The organism is Streptomyces sp. NBC_00669 (genome assembly GCF_036226785.1).
Lineage (GTDB): Bacteria > Actinomycetota > Actinomycetes > Streptomycetales > Streptomycetaceae > Actinacidiphila.
Genome location: NZ_CP109018.1, coordinates 1,601,234 through 1,617,586, shown reverse-complemented (window position 1 = coordinate 1,617,586; position 16,353 = coordinate 1,601,234). Strand labels below are relative to the sequence as shown.

The 16,353-nt window shown below is 72.1% G+C and carries 14 protein-coding genes; 11 read left to right on the top strand and 3 right to left on the bottom strand.

Translation table 11 applies throughout. The annotated features are described in order from the left end of the window. Positions 1 to 43: 43 nt before the first annotated feature. From shc to OG896_RS06380, 5 genes are all read left to right on the top strand, one after another. Positions 44 to 2,146: a squalene--hopene cyclase gene (gene shc, locus OG896_RS06400; protein WP_329363228.1), complete on the top strand. Its 2,103-nt coding sequence runs from the start codon at positions 44 to 46 to the stop codon at positions 2,144 to 2,146. Positions 2,147 to 2,149: 3 nt separating this feature from the next. Next, on the top strand, positions 2,150 to 2,767 hold the full coding sequence (locus tag OG896_RS06395; protein ID WP_329363226.1) for a phosphorylase family protein: 618 nt from the start codon (positions 2,150 to 2,152) through the stop codon (positions 2,765 to 2,767). Between the two features lie 5 nt (positions 2,768 to 2,772). Further along, positions 2,773 to 3,801 carry an adenosyl-hopene transferase HpnH gene (gene hpnH, locus OG896_RS06390; protein ID WP_329363225.1) on the top strand — a complete coding sequence of 343 codons (1,029 nt, stop codon included), beginning with the start codon at positions 2,773 to 2,775 and terminating at the stop codon, positions 3,799 to 3,801. Between the two features lie 129 nt (positions 3,802 to 3,930). Next, on the top strand, positions 3,931 to 6,042 hold the full coding sequence (gene dxs / locus OG896_RS06385; protein WP_443056948.1) for a 1-deoxy-D-xylulose-5-phosphate synthase: 2,112 nt from the start codon (positions 3,931 to 3,933) through the stop codon (positions 6,040 to 6,042). A gap of 14 nt (positions 6,043 to 6,056) precedes the next feature. After that, a complete protein-coding gene (locus OG896_RS06380; RefSeq protein WP_329373744.1) occupies positions 6,057 to 7,475 on the top strand; it encodes an aspartate aminotransferase family protein in 1,419 nt (472 codons plus the stop codon). A 117-nt stretch (positions 7,476 to 7,592) separates the two neighbouring features. Here OG896_RS06380 and OG896_RS06375 read toward each other — a convergent pair whose 3' ends face one another. Beyond that, positions 7,593 to 8,486 carry a tyrosine-protein phosphatase gene (locus OG896_RS06375; RefSeq protein WP_329363223.1) on the bottom strand — a complete coding sequence of 298 codons (894 nt, stop codon included), beginning with the start codon at positions 8,484 to 8,486 and terminating at the stop codon, positions 7,593 to 7,595. 364 nt (positions 8,487 to 8,850) lie between these two features. On the opposite strand from OG896_RS06375, the gene OG896_RS06370 reads away from it, so the two are divergent. Beyond that, positions 8,851 to 9,654 carry an SGNH/GDSL hydrolase family protein gene (locus OG896_RS06370; protein ID WP_329373742.1) on the top strand — a complete coding sequence of 268 codons (804 nt, stop codon included), beginning with the start codon at positions 8,851 to 8,853 and terminating at the stop codon, positions 9,652 to 9,654. Between the two features lie 124 nt (positions 9,655 to 9,778). On the opposite strand, the gene OG896_RS06365 is transcribed toward OG896_RS06370, so the two are convergent. After that, positions 9,779 to 10,237, bottom strand: a complete 459-nt coding sequence (locus tag OG896_RS06365; RefSeq protein WP_329363221.1) for an ATP-binding protein — start codon at positions 10,235 to 10,237, stop codon at positions 9,779 to 9,781. Positions 10,238 to 10,415: 178 nt separating this feature from the next. Between OG896_RS06365 and OG896_RS06360 the strand changes: the two genes are divergently transcribed. From OG896_RS06360 to OG896_RS06350, 3 genes are all read left to right on the top strand, one after another. Then, positions 10,416 to 11,240: a helix-turn-helix domain-containing protein gene (locus tag OG896_RS06360; protein ID WP_329373740.1), complete on the top strand. Its 825-nt coding sequence runs from the start codon at positions 10,416 to 10,418 to the stop codon at positions 11,238 to 11,240. Between the two features lie 3 nt (positions 11,241 to 11,243). Continuing rightward, the gene (locus OG896_RS06355) at positions 11,244 to 11,495 is read left to right on the top strand and encodes a DUF397 domain-containing protein (protein ID WP_328471334.1); all 252 of its coding nucleotides are present in this window, start codon (positions 11,244 to 11,246) and stop codon (positions 11,493 to 11,495) included. Positions 11,496 to 11,562: 67 nt separating this feature from the next. Continuing rightward, the gene (locus tag OG896_RS06350; RefSeq protein WP_329363218.1) at positions 11,563 to 12,357 is read left to right on the top strand and encodes an SAM-dependent methyltransferase; all 795 of its coding nucleotides are present in this window, start codon (positions 11,563 to 11,565) and stop codon (positions 12,355 to 12,357) included. A 169-nt stretch (positions 12,358 to 12,526) separates the two neighbouring features. Here the strand turns inward: OG896_RS06350 and OG896_RS06345 are convergent, their stop codons facing one another. Then, positions 12,527 to 13,555, bottom strand: a complete 1,029-nt coding sequence (locus OG896_RS06345) for a saccharopine dehydrogenase family protein (RefSeq protein WP_328471338.1) — start codon at positions 13,553 to 13,555, stop codon at positions 12,527 to 12,529. 113 nt (positions 13,556 to 13,668) lie between these two features. Here OG896_RS06345 and OG896_RS06340 point away from each other — a divergent pair, with 113 nt between their 5' ends. Then, complete coding sequence (locus OG896_RS06340) at positions 13,669 to 13,944, top strand: DUF5302 domain-containing protein (RefSeq protein WP_329363215.1); 276 nt, start codon at positions 13,669 to 13,671, stop codon at positions 13,942 to 13,944. A gap of 249 nt (positions 13,945 to 14,193) precedes the next feature. Then, on the top strand, positions 14,194 to 16,200 hold the full coding sequence (locus OG896_RS06335; protein WP_329373738.1) for a M3 family metallopeptidase: 2,007 nt from the start codon (positions 14,194 to 14,196) through the stop codon (positions 16,198 to 16,200). The last annotated feature ends 153 nt before the right edge of the window (positions 16,201 to 16,353 follow it).

Genomic DNA, 16,353 nt, shown 5'->3' with positions numbered 1-16,353 from the left:
CCGCCCCCGACACCGCAGAAGTCTCAACTGCAAAGGGGAAGCCATGACAGCGACGACCGATGGCAGTCCAGGGACGCCAACCCACCGGACACCTTCGGCCAGTAGCGCCTCGGAGCCGGAGCCTGTTCCAGCCGGCGATACAGAGGCGGCGGCGCAGCGTGCCGTGCAGCGCGCCGCAGACCACCTCCTGGCACGGCAGCACCCTGACGGATGGTGGAAAGGCGACCTCGAAACAAACGTGACGATGGATGCCGAGGACCTGCTGCTGCGGGAGTTCCTCGGCATCCGCGACGACAGCGTCACCGCGGCCTCGGCCCGCTGGATTCGCTCCCAGCAGCGCGAGGACGGCGCCTGGGCCACCTTCCACGGCGGTCCGGGCGACGTCTCGGCCACCATCGAGGCGTACGTCGCGCTGCGGCTGGCCGGGGACGACCCGGCCGAGGCGCACATGGCGCTGGCCGCCAAGTGGTCGCGCGGCGAGGGAGGGGTGGCGGCCAGCCGGGTCTTCACCCGGATCTGGCTCGCCCTGTTCGGCTGGTGGAGCTGGGACGACCTGCCGGAGATGCCGCCCGAGGTCATCTTCCTGCCCAAGTGGATGCCGCTGAACATCTACTCGTTCGGCTGCTGGGCCCGGCAGACCATCGTGCCGCTCACCGTGGTCGGCGCCCACCGGCCGGTGCGCCCGGCGCCGTTCGGCATCGACGAGCTGCATGTCGATCCGGCCCGGCCCTACCCCAAGAAGCGCCGGAAGTCGATCACCAGCTGGGACGGCGTCTTCCAGCGCCTCGACCAGGTGCTGCACGTCTACCGCCGGTTCAGCCCCCGGGTGGTGCGCCGCAGCGCGATGAACGCGTGTGCCCGCTGGATCATCGAGCGCCAGGAGGCCGACGGCTGCTGGGGCGGCATTCAGCCGCCCGCCGTCTACTCGGTGATGGCCCTCCACCTGCTCGGGTACGACCTGGACCACCCGGTGGTCAAGGCCGGACTCGACTCGCTGGATCGTTTCGCCGTATGGCCCGAGGAGGGCGTGCGGATGATCGAGGCGTGCCAGTCCCCGGTCTGGGACACCTGCCTGGCGACCATCGCGCTCGCCGACGCCGGCGTCCCCGCCGACCACCCGGCGCTGGTCAAGGCCGCCGACTGGATGCTCGGCGAGCAGATCACCCGCCCCGGCGACTGGTCCGTGCAGCGCCCGCAACTGGCGCCGGGCGGCTGGGCGTTCGAGTTCCACAACGACAACTACCCGGACATCGACGACACCGCCGAGGTGGTGCTCGCGCTGCGCCGGATCGCCCACCCCGACCAGGCCCGGGTGGACTCCGCGATCGACAAGGCGGTGCGCTGGAACGTCGGCATGCAGTCGAGGAACGGCGCATGGGGCGCCTTCGACGCCGACAACACCAGCCCCTTCCCGAACCGGCTGCCGTTCTGCGACTTCGGTGAGGTGATCGACCCGCCGTCGGCCGACGTGACCGCGCATGTCGTGGAGATGCTCGCCGCGCTCGGCCTGGAGCACGACGGGCACACCCGGCGCGGCATCGACTGGCTGCTGGGGGAACAGGAGGACAGCGGCGCCTGGTTCGGCCGCTGGGGTGTCAACTACATCTACGGCACCGGATCGGCCGTCCCCGCGCTGGCCGCGGCCGGGCTCGCCCCGGACCACCCGGCGATCCGCCGGGCCGTCGACTGGCTGCACGAGGTGCAGAACGCGGACGGCGGCTGGGGCGAGGACCTGCGGTCCTACTCCGAGCAGGAGTGGGTCGGCCGCGGGCACTCCACTCCCTCGCAGACCGCGTGGGCGCTGATGGCGCTGCTGTCGGCCGGCGAGCGGGACACCGAGTCGGTCGAGCGCGGGGTGCGCTGGCTGGCCGACACCCAGTTGGCGGACGGCTCGTGGGATGAGCCGTACTTCACCGGCACCGGCTTCCCGCGCGACTTCTCGATCAACTACCACCTGTACCGGATGGTCTTCCCGCTGACCGCGCTCGGCCGCTACGCCCGCTCCGAGCCCTTCGGTGCCGGCCACCCGGCGGCTTCGGCCGGCACGTCCGCCGTGAGCACGTCGGGCGGCGGCACGGCCGGCACCGGCATGCCCAGTTCCACCATCCCGAGCACCACCATCCCGAGCACCGGAAAGGGGGCCTAGTTCGTGGGCCGTCCCCGACCCCCGCTGACGGTGGTGTGCGCCCTGCCGATCGAGCGCTTCGCGCTGCGCAGGGGCACCGCCAGGAATACCGCGGAGTTCCCGGTCACCGTGCTGCGCACCGGCATGGGTCCGAAGAACGCGGAGCGGGTCGTCGCCCAGGCCCTGCAAGACCCGGCGATACACGGAGGTTCCGTCCTGACCACCGGCTTCTGCGCGGGGCTCGCCCCCGGCATGCGGCCGGGCGACGTCGTCGTCTCCGACGACGGGCACGAGAGCGCGACGCTGGCCGCCGCGCTCAAGGCCGTTCTCGCGGACCGGGGCCACACCGTGCACACCGGCACACTGGCGGAATCCGATCATGTCGTGCGGGGCGCCGAGCGCACCGCACTCGCGGCGACAGGTGCCATCGCCGTGGACATGGAGTCGGCCGCGATGCGCCGCGCCGCTCTCGCCGAGGGGGCGCACCGCATCGCGGCGGCCCGCGTCGTCGTCGACACGCCCGAGTTCGAACTCGTCCGTGTCGGAACGCTTCGCACCGGGATCATCGCATTCCGAGTGCTCAGAGATCTTGTTCCCGCCTTTCTCGATTGGCACCGCACTACCGCGCTCCCCTGGAGGTGAGCTAGATGGCCATGCCGCTCCGTCAGACCGTCCGCGTCGCGTCATACCTCTTCGAACAGAAAATGGTTAGGCGTCGCGAAAAGTTCCCGCTGATCGTCGAACTCGAACCGCTCTTCGCCTGCAACCTCAAATGCGAGGGCTGTGGCAAGATCCAACACCCGGCCGGGGTGCTGAAGCAGCGCATGCCGGTCGCCCAGGCGGTCGGGGCGGTGCTGGAGTCGGGTGCGCCGATGGTCTCCATCGCGGGTGGCGAGCCGCTCATGCACCCCCAGATCGACGAGATCGTCCGCCAGCTCGTCGCCCGTAAGAAATATGTATTCCTCTGCACCAACGCCCTGCTCATGCGCAAGAAGATGGACAAGTTCACACCGTCCCCTTACTTCGCGTTTACCGTTCACATTGACGGCCTGCGCGAGCGGCACGACGAATCGGTGGCCAAGGAAGGCACCTTCGACGAGGCCGTGGAGGCGATCAAGGAGGCCAAGCGGCGCGGCTTCCGGGTGACCACCAACTCCACCTTCTTCAACACGGACACCCCGCAGACGATCATCGAGGTGCTCAACTTCCTCAACGACGACCTCCAGGTCGACGAGATGATGCTCTCGCCCGCGTTCGCGTACGAGAAGGCGCCCGACCAGGACCACTTCCTCGGCGTCGAGCAGACCCGTGAGCTGTTCCGCAAGGCGTTCGGCGACGGCAACCGCAAGAAGTGGCGGCTCAACCACAGCCCGCTCTTCCTGGACTTCCTGGAGGGCAAGGCGGACTTCCCCTGCACCGCGTGGGCGATCCCCAACTACTCGCTCTTCGGCTGGCAGCGCCCCTGCTACCTGATGAGCGACGGCTACGTGGCCACGTACCAGAAGCTGATCGACGAGACCGACTGGGACAAGTACGGCCGCGGCAAGGACGAGCGCTGCGACAACTGCATGGCCCACTGCGGCTACGAGCCCACGGCCGTGCTGGCCACCATGGGCTCGCTGAAGGAGTCCATCCGCGCCGCCCGGGAGACCGTCGCGTCCAACCGCGCGAAGTGACCTCCTGGTGAAAGCGGGTACGAGCCACCGGCGACGGCATGGGCCGCGCCGGTGGCTCGTACCCGCACTGCCACCGGCCGGTCAGCGGCCGGCGATCCACCGCAATCCCGGCAGGAACGAGGTCCACACATGTCGATGCTGGAGAACATCAAAGGCCCGCGCGACCTGAAGGCACTGCCCGACGGCCGGCTGGACGAACTCGCCGCCGACATCCGCCACTTCCTCGTCGACGCGGTCGCCAGGACCGGCGGCCACCTCGGCCCCAACCTCGGCGTGGTGGAGCTGACGATCGCGCTGCACCGCGTCTTCGACTCACCCGCCGACCGCATCCTGTGGGACACCGGCCACCAGTCCTACGTGCACAAGCTGCTCACCGGCCGGCAGGACTTCTCCAAGCTCCGCACCAAGGGCGGCCTGTCCGGCTACCCGTCCCGCGCGGAGTCCGAGCACGACGTGATCGAGAACAGCCACGCCTCCACCGTGCTCGGCTGGGCCGACGGCCTGGCGAAGGCCAACGAGCTGCGCGGCAGCGACGACCGCGTGGTCGCGGTCATCGGCGACGGCGCGCTCACCGGCGGCATGGCCTGGGAGGCGCTGAACAACATCGCCGCCGCCCGGGACCGCCCCCTGATCATCGTCGTCAACGACAACGAGCGCTCCTACGCCCCCACCATCGGCGGCCTGGCCAACCACCTCGCCACCCTGCGCACCACCGACGGCTACGAGCGCTTCCTGTCCTGGGGCAAGCAGCTCCTGCAGCAGACGCCGGTGATCGGCCAGCCGCTCTACGAGTCGCTGCACGGCGCGAAGAAGGGCTTCAAGGACGCCTTCGCGCCGCAGGGCATGTTCGAGGACCTGGGGCTGAAGTACCTCGGCCCGATCGACGGCCACGACATCGACGCGGTGGAGTCCGCGCTGCGCCGCGCCCGCCGCTTCCACGGCCCGGTCCTGGTGCACTGCCTCACCGAGAAGGGCCGCGGGTACGCCGCCGCCGAGCAGGACGAGGCGGACCACTTCCACACCGTCGGCGCCATGGACCCGCTCACCTGCCGGCCGCTGACCCCCTCCCCGGGCCCGTCGTGGACCTCGGTGTTCGGCGAGGAGCTGGTGGCCATCGGTGCCGAGCGGCCCGACGTGGTCGCCATCACCGCGGCCATGCTCCAGCCGGTGGGCCTGGCGAAGTTCGCCGCGGCCTACCCGCACCGCGTCTTCGACGTCGGGATCGCCGAGCAGCACGCCGCGACCTCGGCCGCGGGCCTGGCCACCGGCGGGCTGCACCCGGTCGTCGCGGTCTACGCGACCTTCCTCAACCGCGCCTTCGACCAGGTGCTGATGGACGTCGCGCTGCACAAGTGCGGCGTCACCTTCGTGCTGGACCGGGCCGGGGTGACCGGGGTGGACGGCGCCTCGCACAACGGCATGTGGGACATGTCGATCCTCCAGGTGGTGCCCGGGCTGCGGATCGCCGCGCCGCGCGACGCGGACCAGTTGCGCGCGCAGTTGCGGGAGGCGGTCGCGGTGGACGACGCGCCCACCGTGGTGCGGTTCCCGAAGGAGACCGCGGGGGAGGAGGTGCCCGCGCTCGACCGGATCGGCGGCGTGGACATCCTGCACCGGCCGGCCGCGGGCCTGCGGCCCGACGTGCTGCTGGTCTCCGTAGGCGCGCTGGCCGGCACCTGCCTGTCGGTCGCCGAACTGCTCGCCGGGCGCGGCATCGGCGTCACCGTGGTCGATCCGCGCTGGGTCAAGCCGGTCGACCCCGCACTGGCCGAACTCGCCGCCGGGCACCGGATGGTGGCCGTCGTCGAGGACAACGGCCGTGCCGCGGGCGTCGGTTCGGCGATCGCCCAGGCGCTGCGCGACGCGTCCGTCGACGTGCCGCTACGCGACTTCGGCATCCCCCCGCAGTTCCTCGCGCACGCCAAGCGGGGCGAGGTGCTGGCGGACATCGGGCTGACCCCGGCGGAGATCGCCGGGTCGGTGGGCGCGTCGTTCCTGCGGCTGGCCGCGCGCACCGGGGCGGTGGCGGAGGGCGGCACGGCGGCGTCAGCTTCGGCCGGCGCCGTACCCGGAACCGCGGCGGGCCCCCGCGCCGTACCCGTGCGCGCGGCGGGAACCGCGGCCAAAGACGCGGGCAGGACTGTCCCCGGGCAGGCCGACCCGGCCGGTTCCGACACCGCGAGACCGGCACATACTTCGGGTGGCAGCACCCCACGCACGCGAGGAGCAGGTGAACGATGACATCGTCCGACCCGATGCCGGACCCGGACAGCCCGGTCCCCGTCGCGCAGCCGAAGGGGTTCGACCTGGGCACCCTGCTCGCGGAGCGGGGCGGTGAGCGGTACGAACTGCACACCAAGCACCTGAACCACCAACTGCCGCGGATGCTGCGCACCATCGGCTTCGACAAGTACTACGAGCGGGCCGAGGGCGCGCACTTCTGGGACGCCGAGGGCAACGACTACCTGGACATGCTCGCCGGCTTCGGCGTGATGGGCGTCGGCCGCCACCACCCGGTGGTCCGCAAGGCGCTGCACGACGTGCTGGACGCGGGGCTGCCGGACCTGACCCGGTTCGACTGCCAGCCGCTGCCCGGGCTGCTCGCCGAGAAGCTGCTCGCCCACACCCCGCACCTGGACCGGGTGTTCTTCGGCAACAGCGGCACCGAGGCGGTGGAGACCGCGCTGAAGTTCGCCCGGTACGCCACCGGCAAGCCCCGGGTGCTGTACTGCAAGCACTCCTTCCACGGCCTGACCACCGGCTCGCTGTCGGTCAACGGCGAGGAGGGCTTCCAGGACGGCTTCGCGCCCCTGCTGCCCGACACCGAGGTCGAGGTCGGCGACCTCGACGCGCTGGCCCGCGAGCTCAAGCGCGGCGACGTGGCGGCGATGATCGTCGAGCCCATCCAGGGCCACGGCGTGCACATCCCCCCGGCCGGCTACCTGCGCTCCGCCCAGTCGCTGCTGCGCGCGCACAAGGCGCTGCTGATCTGCGACGAGGTGCAGACCGGCATCGGCCGCACCGGCCGCTTCTACGCCTACCAGCACGAGGAGGGCGTCGAGCCCGACCTGCTCACGGTGGCGAAGACGCTCTCCGGCGGTTACGTCCCGGTGGGCGCGACGCTCGGCAAGGACTGGATCTTCAAGAAGGTCTTCTCCTCGATGGACCGGGTGCTGGTGCACTCGGCCAGTTACGGCTCCAACGCGCAGGCCATGGTGGCCGGCCTGGCCACGCTGTCGGTGGTCGAGGACGAGCAACTGGTCGAGAACTCCCGGCGGATGGGCGACCTGCTGCGCACCCGGCTGGCCGCGCTCGTCGACGAGTACGAACTGCTCAAGGACGTCCGTGGCCGCGGGCTGATGGTCGCGGTCGAGTTCGGCCGGCCCAAGTCGCTGAAGCTGCGCAGCCGCTGGACGATGCTCCAGGCCGCGCGCAAGGGGCTGTTCGCCCAGATGGTGGTGGTGCCGCTGCTCCAGCGGCACCGCATCCTCACGCAGGTGTCCGGGGACCACATCGAGGTGATCAAGCTGATCCCGCCGCTCGTCGTCGACGAGGCGGACGTGGACCGCTTCGTGCAGGCGTTCACCGAGGTGATGGACGACGCGCACGGCGGGGGCGGGCTGATGTGGGACTTCGGCCGGACCCTGGTGAAGCAGGCGGTGGCCAACCGGTAGGCGGCTGCCCCGGCCCGGCGAGGTCACGACCCCGCGTCGTCACGACCCGCACCGCTTCTTCCACCCCGCGTCGCCCGGTGTCGGGCGCCGCGGGGTGGCGGTCTCGCGGGAGGGCGGTCAGTCCGTGAGGAGGCGGTCCCGCAGGCGCGCGCGGGCCGCGGGGGCGAGGGCGAGGCCCTCTTCGAGATAGCGGTCGACAGAGCCCCAGTGCTGCTCGATCGTGTCGAACGCGGCCCGCAGGTATTCGATCCGGGCCTCGAAGAGCGGGTCCAGCAGCTCGCGGACGGCCGGATCGATCGCGGTGCCGGTGCTTCCGTCGCCGCGGACCACCTTGTAGCGGCGGTGCCGGGCGTTGCTCTCCAGGTAGTCCGCCTCGATCGCGGACCGCTCCACGCCGAGCGCGAGCAGGATGATCGCCATGGAGGTGCCGGCCCGGTCCTTGCCGGCCGCGCAGTGCAGCAGCGCGGGCACGGCGGCGCGGTCCGACGGCCCGGCCGCCGCGGCCGCCGCGGTCGTCACCGGCTGCCGGCCGTCCTGCGCGTCGTCGGACGGCCCGGCGAGCAGGGCGAGCATCCGGCCGTGCTCGGAGGTGCGTTCGAGGATGAGCTTGCGGTAGGACGCCTCCATCCGCTCCGCGCCCCTGCCGTCGCCGAGCGCGGCGTGCAGCGCGTCGAGGTCGCCGTTGCGGACCGTCCGCCAGAAGTCCGCGTTCTGCGCGGGGTCGCTGAGCGGGATGTTGATGTTGCGGGTGCCGGGCAGCGTGACGTCGGGGCCTTCGAGCGCGATGTCGTCGCCGTTGCGGAAGTCGAAGACGGTGTGCAGCCCGAGCGAGGCGAGGAAGGCCGCGTCCTGCTCGTCGGCGTGCGCGAGGTGGCCGCTGCGGAAGAGCACCCCCGGCCGTACCCGCCGGCCGTCGGCGGTGGGCAGCCCGCCCACGTCGCGGAAGTTGCGCACCCCGGTCAGCTGGGGTTCCGGGCCGGTCGCGGCGGACTGCCGCACTTCCTGCGTCACCGATGCTCCTTTTCCTCGTCCTTGCCATGCCATGAACTGCGCCTGCCGCGGCCGCACCGCGCCACCGCCGACGATACGGCAGCGCGGGCGAAGGCGTACCGAGCGGTATGTGTCGGGCCGTATTCCGTCCGCGGGCGGTCTTCTCCGGGCCGGACGGGTGGGATGAATCACGTACCGTCAATCCGTCCTTACGGTCGCGTAGGTCACAGGCCGAGGAGAAAAATGGTCCGACGTGGCTGACGATACGCGGACAGATGACAACGGAGAGACCGACGAAGGACGCCCGGCGCAGGGGACGCCGACCGGCACGGCGACCGGCTTGGCGACCGGCACTGCGACCGGACCGGGCGGCGGACCGGGCCGGGTGCTCGCGCCGGCCACGGCCGGCTTCGGGTCCTACGCGGCGGTGGGGGACAGCTTCACGGAGGGCGTCGGCGACCCAGGGCCCGGCGAGGCGTTCGTGGGGTGGGCCGACCGGCTGGCGAAGCTGCTCGCCGAGCGCCGGGCCGGCGCGACCCCGCCCGGCGACTTCCGCTACGCCAACCTCGCGGTGCGCGGCCGGCTGCTGGACCGGATCATCGACGAGCAGGTGCCCCGGGCTGTCACGCTCGCGCCCGACCTGGTCACCTTCTGCGCCGGCGGCAACGACATCCTGCGCCCGGGCAGCGACCCCGACGCGCTCGCCGAGCGGTTCGAGGGCGCGGTCGCGCAGTTGCGCGCGGTGGTCGGCACGGTGATGGTCTGCACCGGCTTCGACACCCGCGGGGTGCCGGTGCTCGGCCTGCTGCGCGGCAAGATCGCGACGTACAACGCCCATGTCCGCGCGGTCGCCGACCGCTACGGCTGCCCGGTGCTGGACCTGTGGTCGCTGGCGGCCATCCACGACCGGCGGGCCTGGAGCGACGACCGGCTGCACCTGTCGTCCGCCGGCCATGTCCGGGTGGCGCTGCGGGCCGCCCAGGTGCTCGGCCTGGAGCCGCCGACCGACCCCGACCTGCCCTGGCCGCCCGAGCCGCGCCGGCTGCCCGCGCAGGTCCGCCGGGACAACATCCACTGGGCCCGCGAGTACCTGGTGCCGTGGATCGGCCGCCGGCTGCGCGGCGCGTCCTCAGGCGACGGTGTGCTGCCCAAGCGGCCGGAACTGCTCCCGCTGGAACCGCGCCGCTAGGAGCCGGCGGGGGAGTCCGCGGTCAGGAACCGCGCCGCTAGGAGCCGCGCCGTCAGGGCTCGGCGGCCGGCCGGCGAACGTCGGTACGCCGGCCGAAACGCAGGCCGGTGCGTCGGCCGATACGTCAATGGGGCGCGCGGTGTGCGGCCAGTTCGGCCCACACCACACGCCCCATGCCATCCGCTGCGGGATCGGAACCCCAGGCTGCCGCCAGCACGCTCACCAGCAGCAGTCCTCGCCCGCCCTCTTCGTCGGCAGTGGCCGCACACGGCATCGGGTCCCCCTCGCCGCGCCCCTGATCGGTCACTTCGAGTCGCACTGCCGAGCCGACGTCATGCAGTGCGCACGTGATCTTCTCGCTGTCGGTGTGCCGGACCGCGTTGGTGAACAGTTCGGTCACCACCAGTCCCGCGTCGTCCCTCAGCTCGGCGTCCGCGCCCCACTCCCGGAGGCGGGCCCGTATCCGTGCGCGGGCGGCCGCCACGGACGCGCTCAGCGCGGGCAGCCGGAAGACGTCCTGGTGCCCGGGGGCGCGGACGTCTGCCCGGCATTCGGGCCGGAGAGCGTGAGTTGAAAGGACCACCCCGTAACTATGGGGCCCGCGCTGGACACATGGCAAGGTCCGAACTGTAAATTACAGAATCGACAGAACATGCTGTTCCTGGCGCTGACGTCATGACACACTGCATGTCAGTCAAGGGAGTTGGAGGATGAGGCACGTGATGGACCCCCGGCCGGGTGGTGCCCCGACGGTCCTGCGCATGGTGCTCGGAAAACGCCTCCAGGACCTCCGCGAGAAGGCCGGTCTCAGTTTCGAGCAGGCCGGCCGTGCCCTTGATGTGACCCACGCCACGATCCGGCGGATGGAAAAGGCCGAAGTCGGGCTGAAGATCCCGTATGTCGAGAAGCTGCTCACCACCTACGGCGTCACCGCCCCCGACGAGATCGGCGGCTTCCTCGCGCTGTGCCGCGAAGCCAACCGGCCGGGCTGGTGGCACAACTTCCGCGACGTGCTGCCCGAGTGGTTCAGCGCCTTCGTCAGCCTCGAAGGCGAGGCGTCGGTCATCCGCGCCTACGAGCCGCACTACGTCCCCGGACTGCTCCAGGTCCCCAGCTACGCCCAGGCCGTGCTGCGCGCCGGGCTGCCGAACGCCACCCCCGAGGAGATCGACCGGCTGGTCACGCTGCGGGTCGAGCGGCAGGCGCTGCTCAGCCGCGACGAGGCACCGCTGCTGTGGGTCGTGATGGACGAGACGGTGCTGCGCCGGCCGATCGGCGGCCGCGGCGTGATGCGCGAGCAACTGGGCGCCCTGATCGACGCCGCCGACCTGCCCAACGTGCGGCTGCAGGTGATCCCGTTCGCCGCGGGGCCGCACCCGGCCATGTACGGGCCGTTCCACATCTTCCGGTTCCAGCTCAAGGAGATCCCGGACATCGCCTACACGGAGAGTCTGGTGGGCGGCGCCTACTTCGACGACCGGGACGACGTGTCCACCTTCCTCGAAGCCCTCGACCGGATGTGCGCGCAGGCAGCGCCGGCACAGAGCACCAAAGCCATCCTCGATGGCATGCGCAAGGAGATCTGAACCATGGATCGCGTCACCAACGACACCATCTACAACGGAATGCCCGCCACGGAACTCGGCGCCGACGGCTGGCGAAAGCCGTGGAGCGGCGGCAACGGCGGCTCCTGCGTGGAGGCGAAGAGACTCAACGACGGCCGGGTGGCGCTGCGCCAGTCCACCGACCCCGAGGGCCCCGCGCTCATCTACACCAACCACGAGATCACCACGTTCATCCTGGGCGCCAAGTCCGGCGACGCGGACTTCCTGCTCGGATGACCGGGCCCTGCCGCCGGCCCGGCCGGCCCCGACCCCTCGACCAGGCAACGACCAAGCGGAGGACCGCGTGACCGAGCAGGGCTTTCCCGCCGGCGAGATCGACACCAGCCGCCCGCATCCGGCTCGGATGTACGACTACTACCTCGGTGGCAAGGACAACTACGAGGTGGACCGGGAAGCCGCCGACCGCATCGTCGACGCGGCCCCCGAGGTGGTCGTGGGAGCCCGCGCGAACCGGGACTTCCTCCAGCGGGCGGTGAGCTTCCTCGCGGAGCGCGGGGTGCGCCAGTTCATCGACATCGGCACCGGGATACCCACCTCGCCGAACACCCACGAGATCGCCCACTCCGTCGCCCCCGACGCGCGGATCGCCTACATCGACAACGATCCGATCGTCGCCACCCACGCCGGCGCCCGCCTGCTCGGCACCGGCAACACCGGCTTCTTCCTCGCCGACATGCGCGACCCGCAGACGATCCTGGGGCACCCCACCATCAGCGAGCTGATCGACTTCGACCAGCCGGTCGCGCTGATGCTGGTGTCGGTCCTGCACTTCGTCACCGACGAGGAGGACCCGCGCGGCATGGTGACCACGCTGGGCGAGGCGCTGCCGGACGGCAGCTACCTGGTGCTCTCCCACGCCACCGCCGACTTCCACGCCGAGAAGGCCGGCGAGGTGACGGCGGTGTACAAGAACGCCACCGCCGTGCTCACCCCGCGCAGCCACGCCGGAGTGCTGGAGTTCTTCGACGGGTACGACCTCGTCGAGCCCGGCCTGGTCCAGGTGAACCACTGGAAGCAGGAGGTGCCCGAGGACGAGCCGCCGGTCGGCGTCTACGGGGCCGTCGCCCGCAAGCGGTGAGTGACCGCGGCTGAGTACCGCCGCTCTCGAACAGGGGCCCTGCCGGGGCGCCCGGCCGGTGTCAGGGGAAGGACGCGCCCGGGACGCCATCCGGCGGGGCCCCATACCTGTCCGCACATCCGCGCGCGCCCGCCCGCCCGCCGGTCCGCGTGCGCCATGTCCGCCCGCGTCAGTGCGGCGTCTCGATCGAGACGGTCACGTCGTCCAGCGACGCGGCGAAGTCCGCGCCCAGCGCGCGGGACGGCGTCTGGAAGCCGGCGGCCAGATCGGGCAGCCGCTGCACGATCCGCAGCACCGCGTCGCTCGTGATCCGGTACGGGTTCGGGCCGGTCAGCGTGGCGGTCGCCTTGTTGCCCGCCGCGTCGGTGGCCTGCCCCCACACCTCGCTGCGGGTGCCGGCCAGCCGCCGCTCGCCCGGCCCCCGCACCACCAGCCCCACCGCACCCGAGACCGCGCGGCGCAGCGGCCCGAGCCGCACCGCACGGGAGGCGGCCACCACGGCCTGCGGCATCGCGGTGTACGTGGTGATGTCGGGGATGCCGGTCGAGTGGTAGGCGGTGCTCACATCGCCCCACGGGATCGACACCACCGTGCGGGCGCCCGAGGGGAAGGCGGCGCGCACCTGGCGGGAGCCCAGCGGCACCGAACGGATCTCGCCACCGCTGCGGATACGGCCGCCGTCGGGCGCGCCCTCCACCAGGGTGCGGGCGGTGCCGGGGCTGGGGCCGCCGCCGAGCAGGAACGCCAGGTCGAGCTGGGTGGCGTCCGGCAGCCTGGCCGCGAGCAGCGCCGCCACGCAGTCGGTCGGCACCACGTCGAAGCCGGCGCCCGGCAGCAGGGTGATCCCGGCCGCCTCCGCGCGGGTGCCGAGCGCGCGCAGTGACTCGAACACGTCGATCTCGCCGGTGATGTCCAGGTAGGGCGTCCGCGTCTCCACGCACGCGTGCGCCATCGGCAGCGCGGTACGGGTGAACGGCCCCGCGCAGTGCGCCACCGCCGTCACGTCCTTCAGCCCGCGGCGGATGGCGGTCGGCTCGGAAAGGTCGAACACCCGGTGCTCCAGACCGAGTTCGGCGGCGAACGGGACCAGCTTGGCGGCGTTGCGACCGGCCAGCACGGGGCGCTGGCCCTGCGCGACGGCACGGCGGGCGATCAGGCGACCGGTGTACCCGGTGGCCCCGTACAACAGCCAGGTCATGGAGTGCGATCCTTCCGCGGCGGTGCTACGAGAGCTGACCGGAACCGTACACGCGCGGTCCGTCAGGCCGCTATTCAGTAGGCGGGGGGCGGCCGACGTGCGAGGCTTGGGTCATGACCGACGCAAAGCAGGCGGCCGACGCGGCCGCCGACAGCAGTTCGCTGGATGCGGAAGCGGCCGCACCGGCCGATTCCGCGGAACCGGAAGGGGAGAACCCGGCCGCACCCGCCGAGGACGACGTGAAGCGCAAGTTCCGTGAGGCGCTGGCACGCAAGCAGGGCGGGCGCGGCGGAGGCGGCACCGCGGGGACCGGACCGGACCAGTCCAAGGTCCACGGCGCCCACGGCCGCGCGGGCGGAGCACGCGAGTTCCGCCGCAAGTCGGGGTGACCTGACCCTCCGGGGTGCCCCCGTCCGCCGGTTGAGGGACCACCCGCCGGCGGGGGGTCCTCGCGCGGTTCCCCGCGCCCCTTGAGGTTGCCCTCCTTCCGCGGAAGCAGCCGCACATACTCAGGGGCGCGGGGAAACTCCCGCCAGGGGGTACCCCAGCGCGCGGCAGGCCACCGGACTGGTGGCCGGAACGCGACCGAAACCGAGACGGCGGGGGCCCAGGCGGCTGTATAGGGTCGAACGGTGACCATGAACCCGCTGCTGAGCCCGAGCCCGCTGCCCTACGGCCTGCCCGCCTTCGCCGGGTTGGACGACGCCCACTACCTCCCGGCGTTCAAGCGGGCCATCGCGGAGCACACCGCCGAGGTCGAACGGATCGCGGCGGACCCCGAACCCCCCACCTTCGCCAACACGCTGGAGGCGATGGAGCGTTCGGGCGAACTGCTCGCACGGGTGGGCGCGGTCTACAGCAACCAGGCGTCCGCACACGTCACCGACGGCCTGCGGGAGATCGAGTCCGAGGTCAGCGCGATGACGTCCGCGCACCGCGACGAGGTGTACCTGAACGCGCAGCTCTACGCGCGGATCAAGGCGCTGTACGAGACACGCGACTCCCTCGGCCTGGACCCGGAGTCGCTGCGGCTGCTGGAGCGGTACCGTATCGCCTTCGTACGTGCCGGGGCGGAGCTGTCGCAGGAGGGCCGGGAGCGGCTGCGCGCGCTGAACGCGCGGATCGCGGCCGCGAGCACCGAGTTCGGCCAGAACGTGCTGGCCGCCAGCAAGGACGGCGCCCTGGTGCTGGACGACCCCGCGCAGCTGTCCGGCCTGTCGCCGGACGCGGTCGCGGCCGCCGCGGCGAACGCCCGCGAGCTGGGCCACGACGGCAAGTGGGTGCTGAGCCTGCGGAACTTCACCAACCAGCTCGAACTCGCCGTTCTCGACGACCGCGAGGTCCGGCGCCGCCTCCTGGCCGCCGCCATGGACCGCGCGCAGGACACCAACGGCCCGCTCGCGGTCACCCTGGCCACCCTGCGCGCCGAGCGGGCCGCGCTGCTGGGCTACGACAGCCACGCCGCGTACACCGTCGCCGACACCACCGCCGGCAGCACCGAGGCCGTGACCGCCCTGCTGGAGCGCCTGGTGCCGCCCGCCGTGGCCAACGCGCGCCGTGAGGCCGACGCGCTCGCCGAGACCGCCGGCGGACCGATCGAGGCGTGGGACTGGGCGTACTGGTCGGAGAAGGTCCGCAAGGAGCGCCACTCTATCGACCAGGCGGCGCTGCGCCCGTACCTCGAACTGGAGTCGGTGCTGCGCGACGGCGTCTTCCACGCCGCCCACGAGGTCTACGGGATCACCGTCACCGAGCGGCCCGACCTGGTCGGCTACCACCCCGACGTCCGGACCTTCGAGGTCTTCGACGCCGACGGCAGCGGGCTCGGGCTGTTCCTGATCGACTTCTTCGCCCGGCCGACGAAGCGCGGCGGCGCCTGGATGAACGCGCTGGTCCCGCAGTCCCGGCTGCTCGGCCGGCAGCCGGTGATCGTCAACAACCACAACATCGCCAAGCCCGCGCCCGGCGAGCCCGCGCTGCTGACGTTCAGCCAGGTCGACACGCTCTTCCACGAGTTCGGGCACGCCCTGCACGGGCTCTTCTCCGACGTGCGGTACCCCTACTTCTCCGGAACCGCGGTGCCGCGCGACTTCGTGGAGTACCCGTCGCAGGTCAACGAGATGTGGTCGACCTGGCCCGAGGTGCTGGCCCGGTACGCGCGCCACCACGAGACCGGCGAGCCGATGCCCGACGGCATGGTGGCGCGGATGCTGGAGGCCGCACGGTTCGGCGAGGGCTTCGCGACCGTCGAGTACCTCGCGGCGGCGCTGCTGGACTGGGCGTGGCACTCGCTGCCGGCCGGCAGCGACCCGGGCGACCCGCTGGAGTTCGAGGCGCGCGCCCTGGCGGCGGCCGGGATCGACCTGCCGGCGATCCCGCCGCGCTACCGCACCACCTACTTCACGCACATCTTCGGCAGCGACTACAGCGCCGGCTACTACTCCTACATCTGGAGCGAGGTGCTGGACGCCGACACCGTCGACTGGTTCGAGACCCACGGCGGCATGCGGCGCGCCAACGGGGAGATCTTCCGCCGCGAGTTGCTCGCGAAGGGAGGGAGCAAGGACCCGATGGCGGCGTTCGCCGTGGTGCGCGGCCGCGCACCACGCGTCGAGCCGCTCCTCTCCCGCCGCGGCCTGCGGTAGCCGGCGCCCACGGCGGGCGGCCGCCGGCGGTCGGGGCGGTGGGCCGCGCCTGGGCCGTGTGATGGAAGTGGCGCCGTCCGCCCGAGGGGAGGGGCCCGTGGCGTCTGGTGCTCCCCCGCAGCCTGCGGCGGGGGAGGGACTTCCAAAAATACG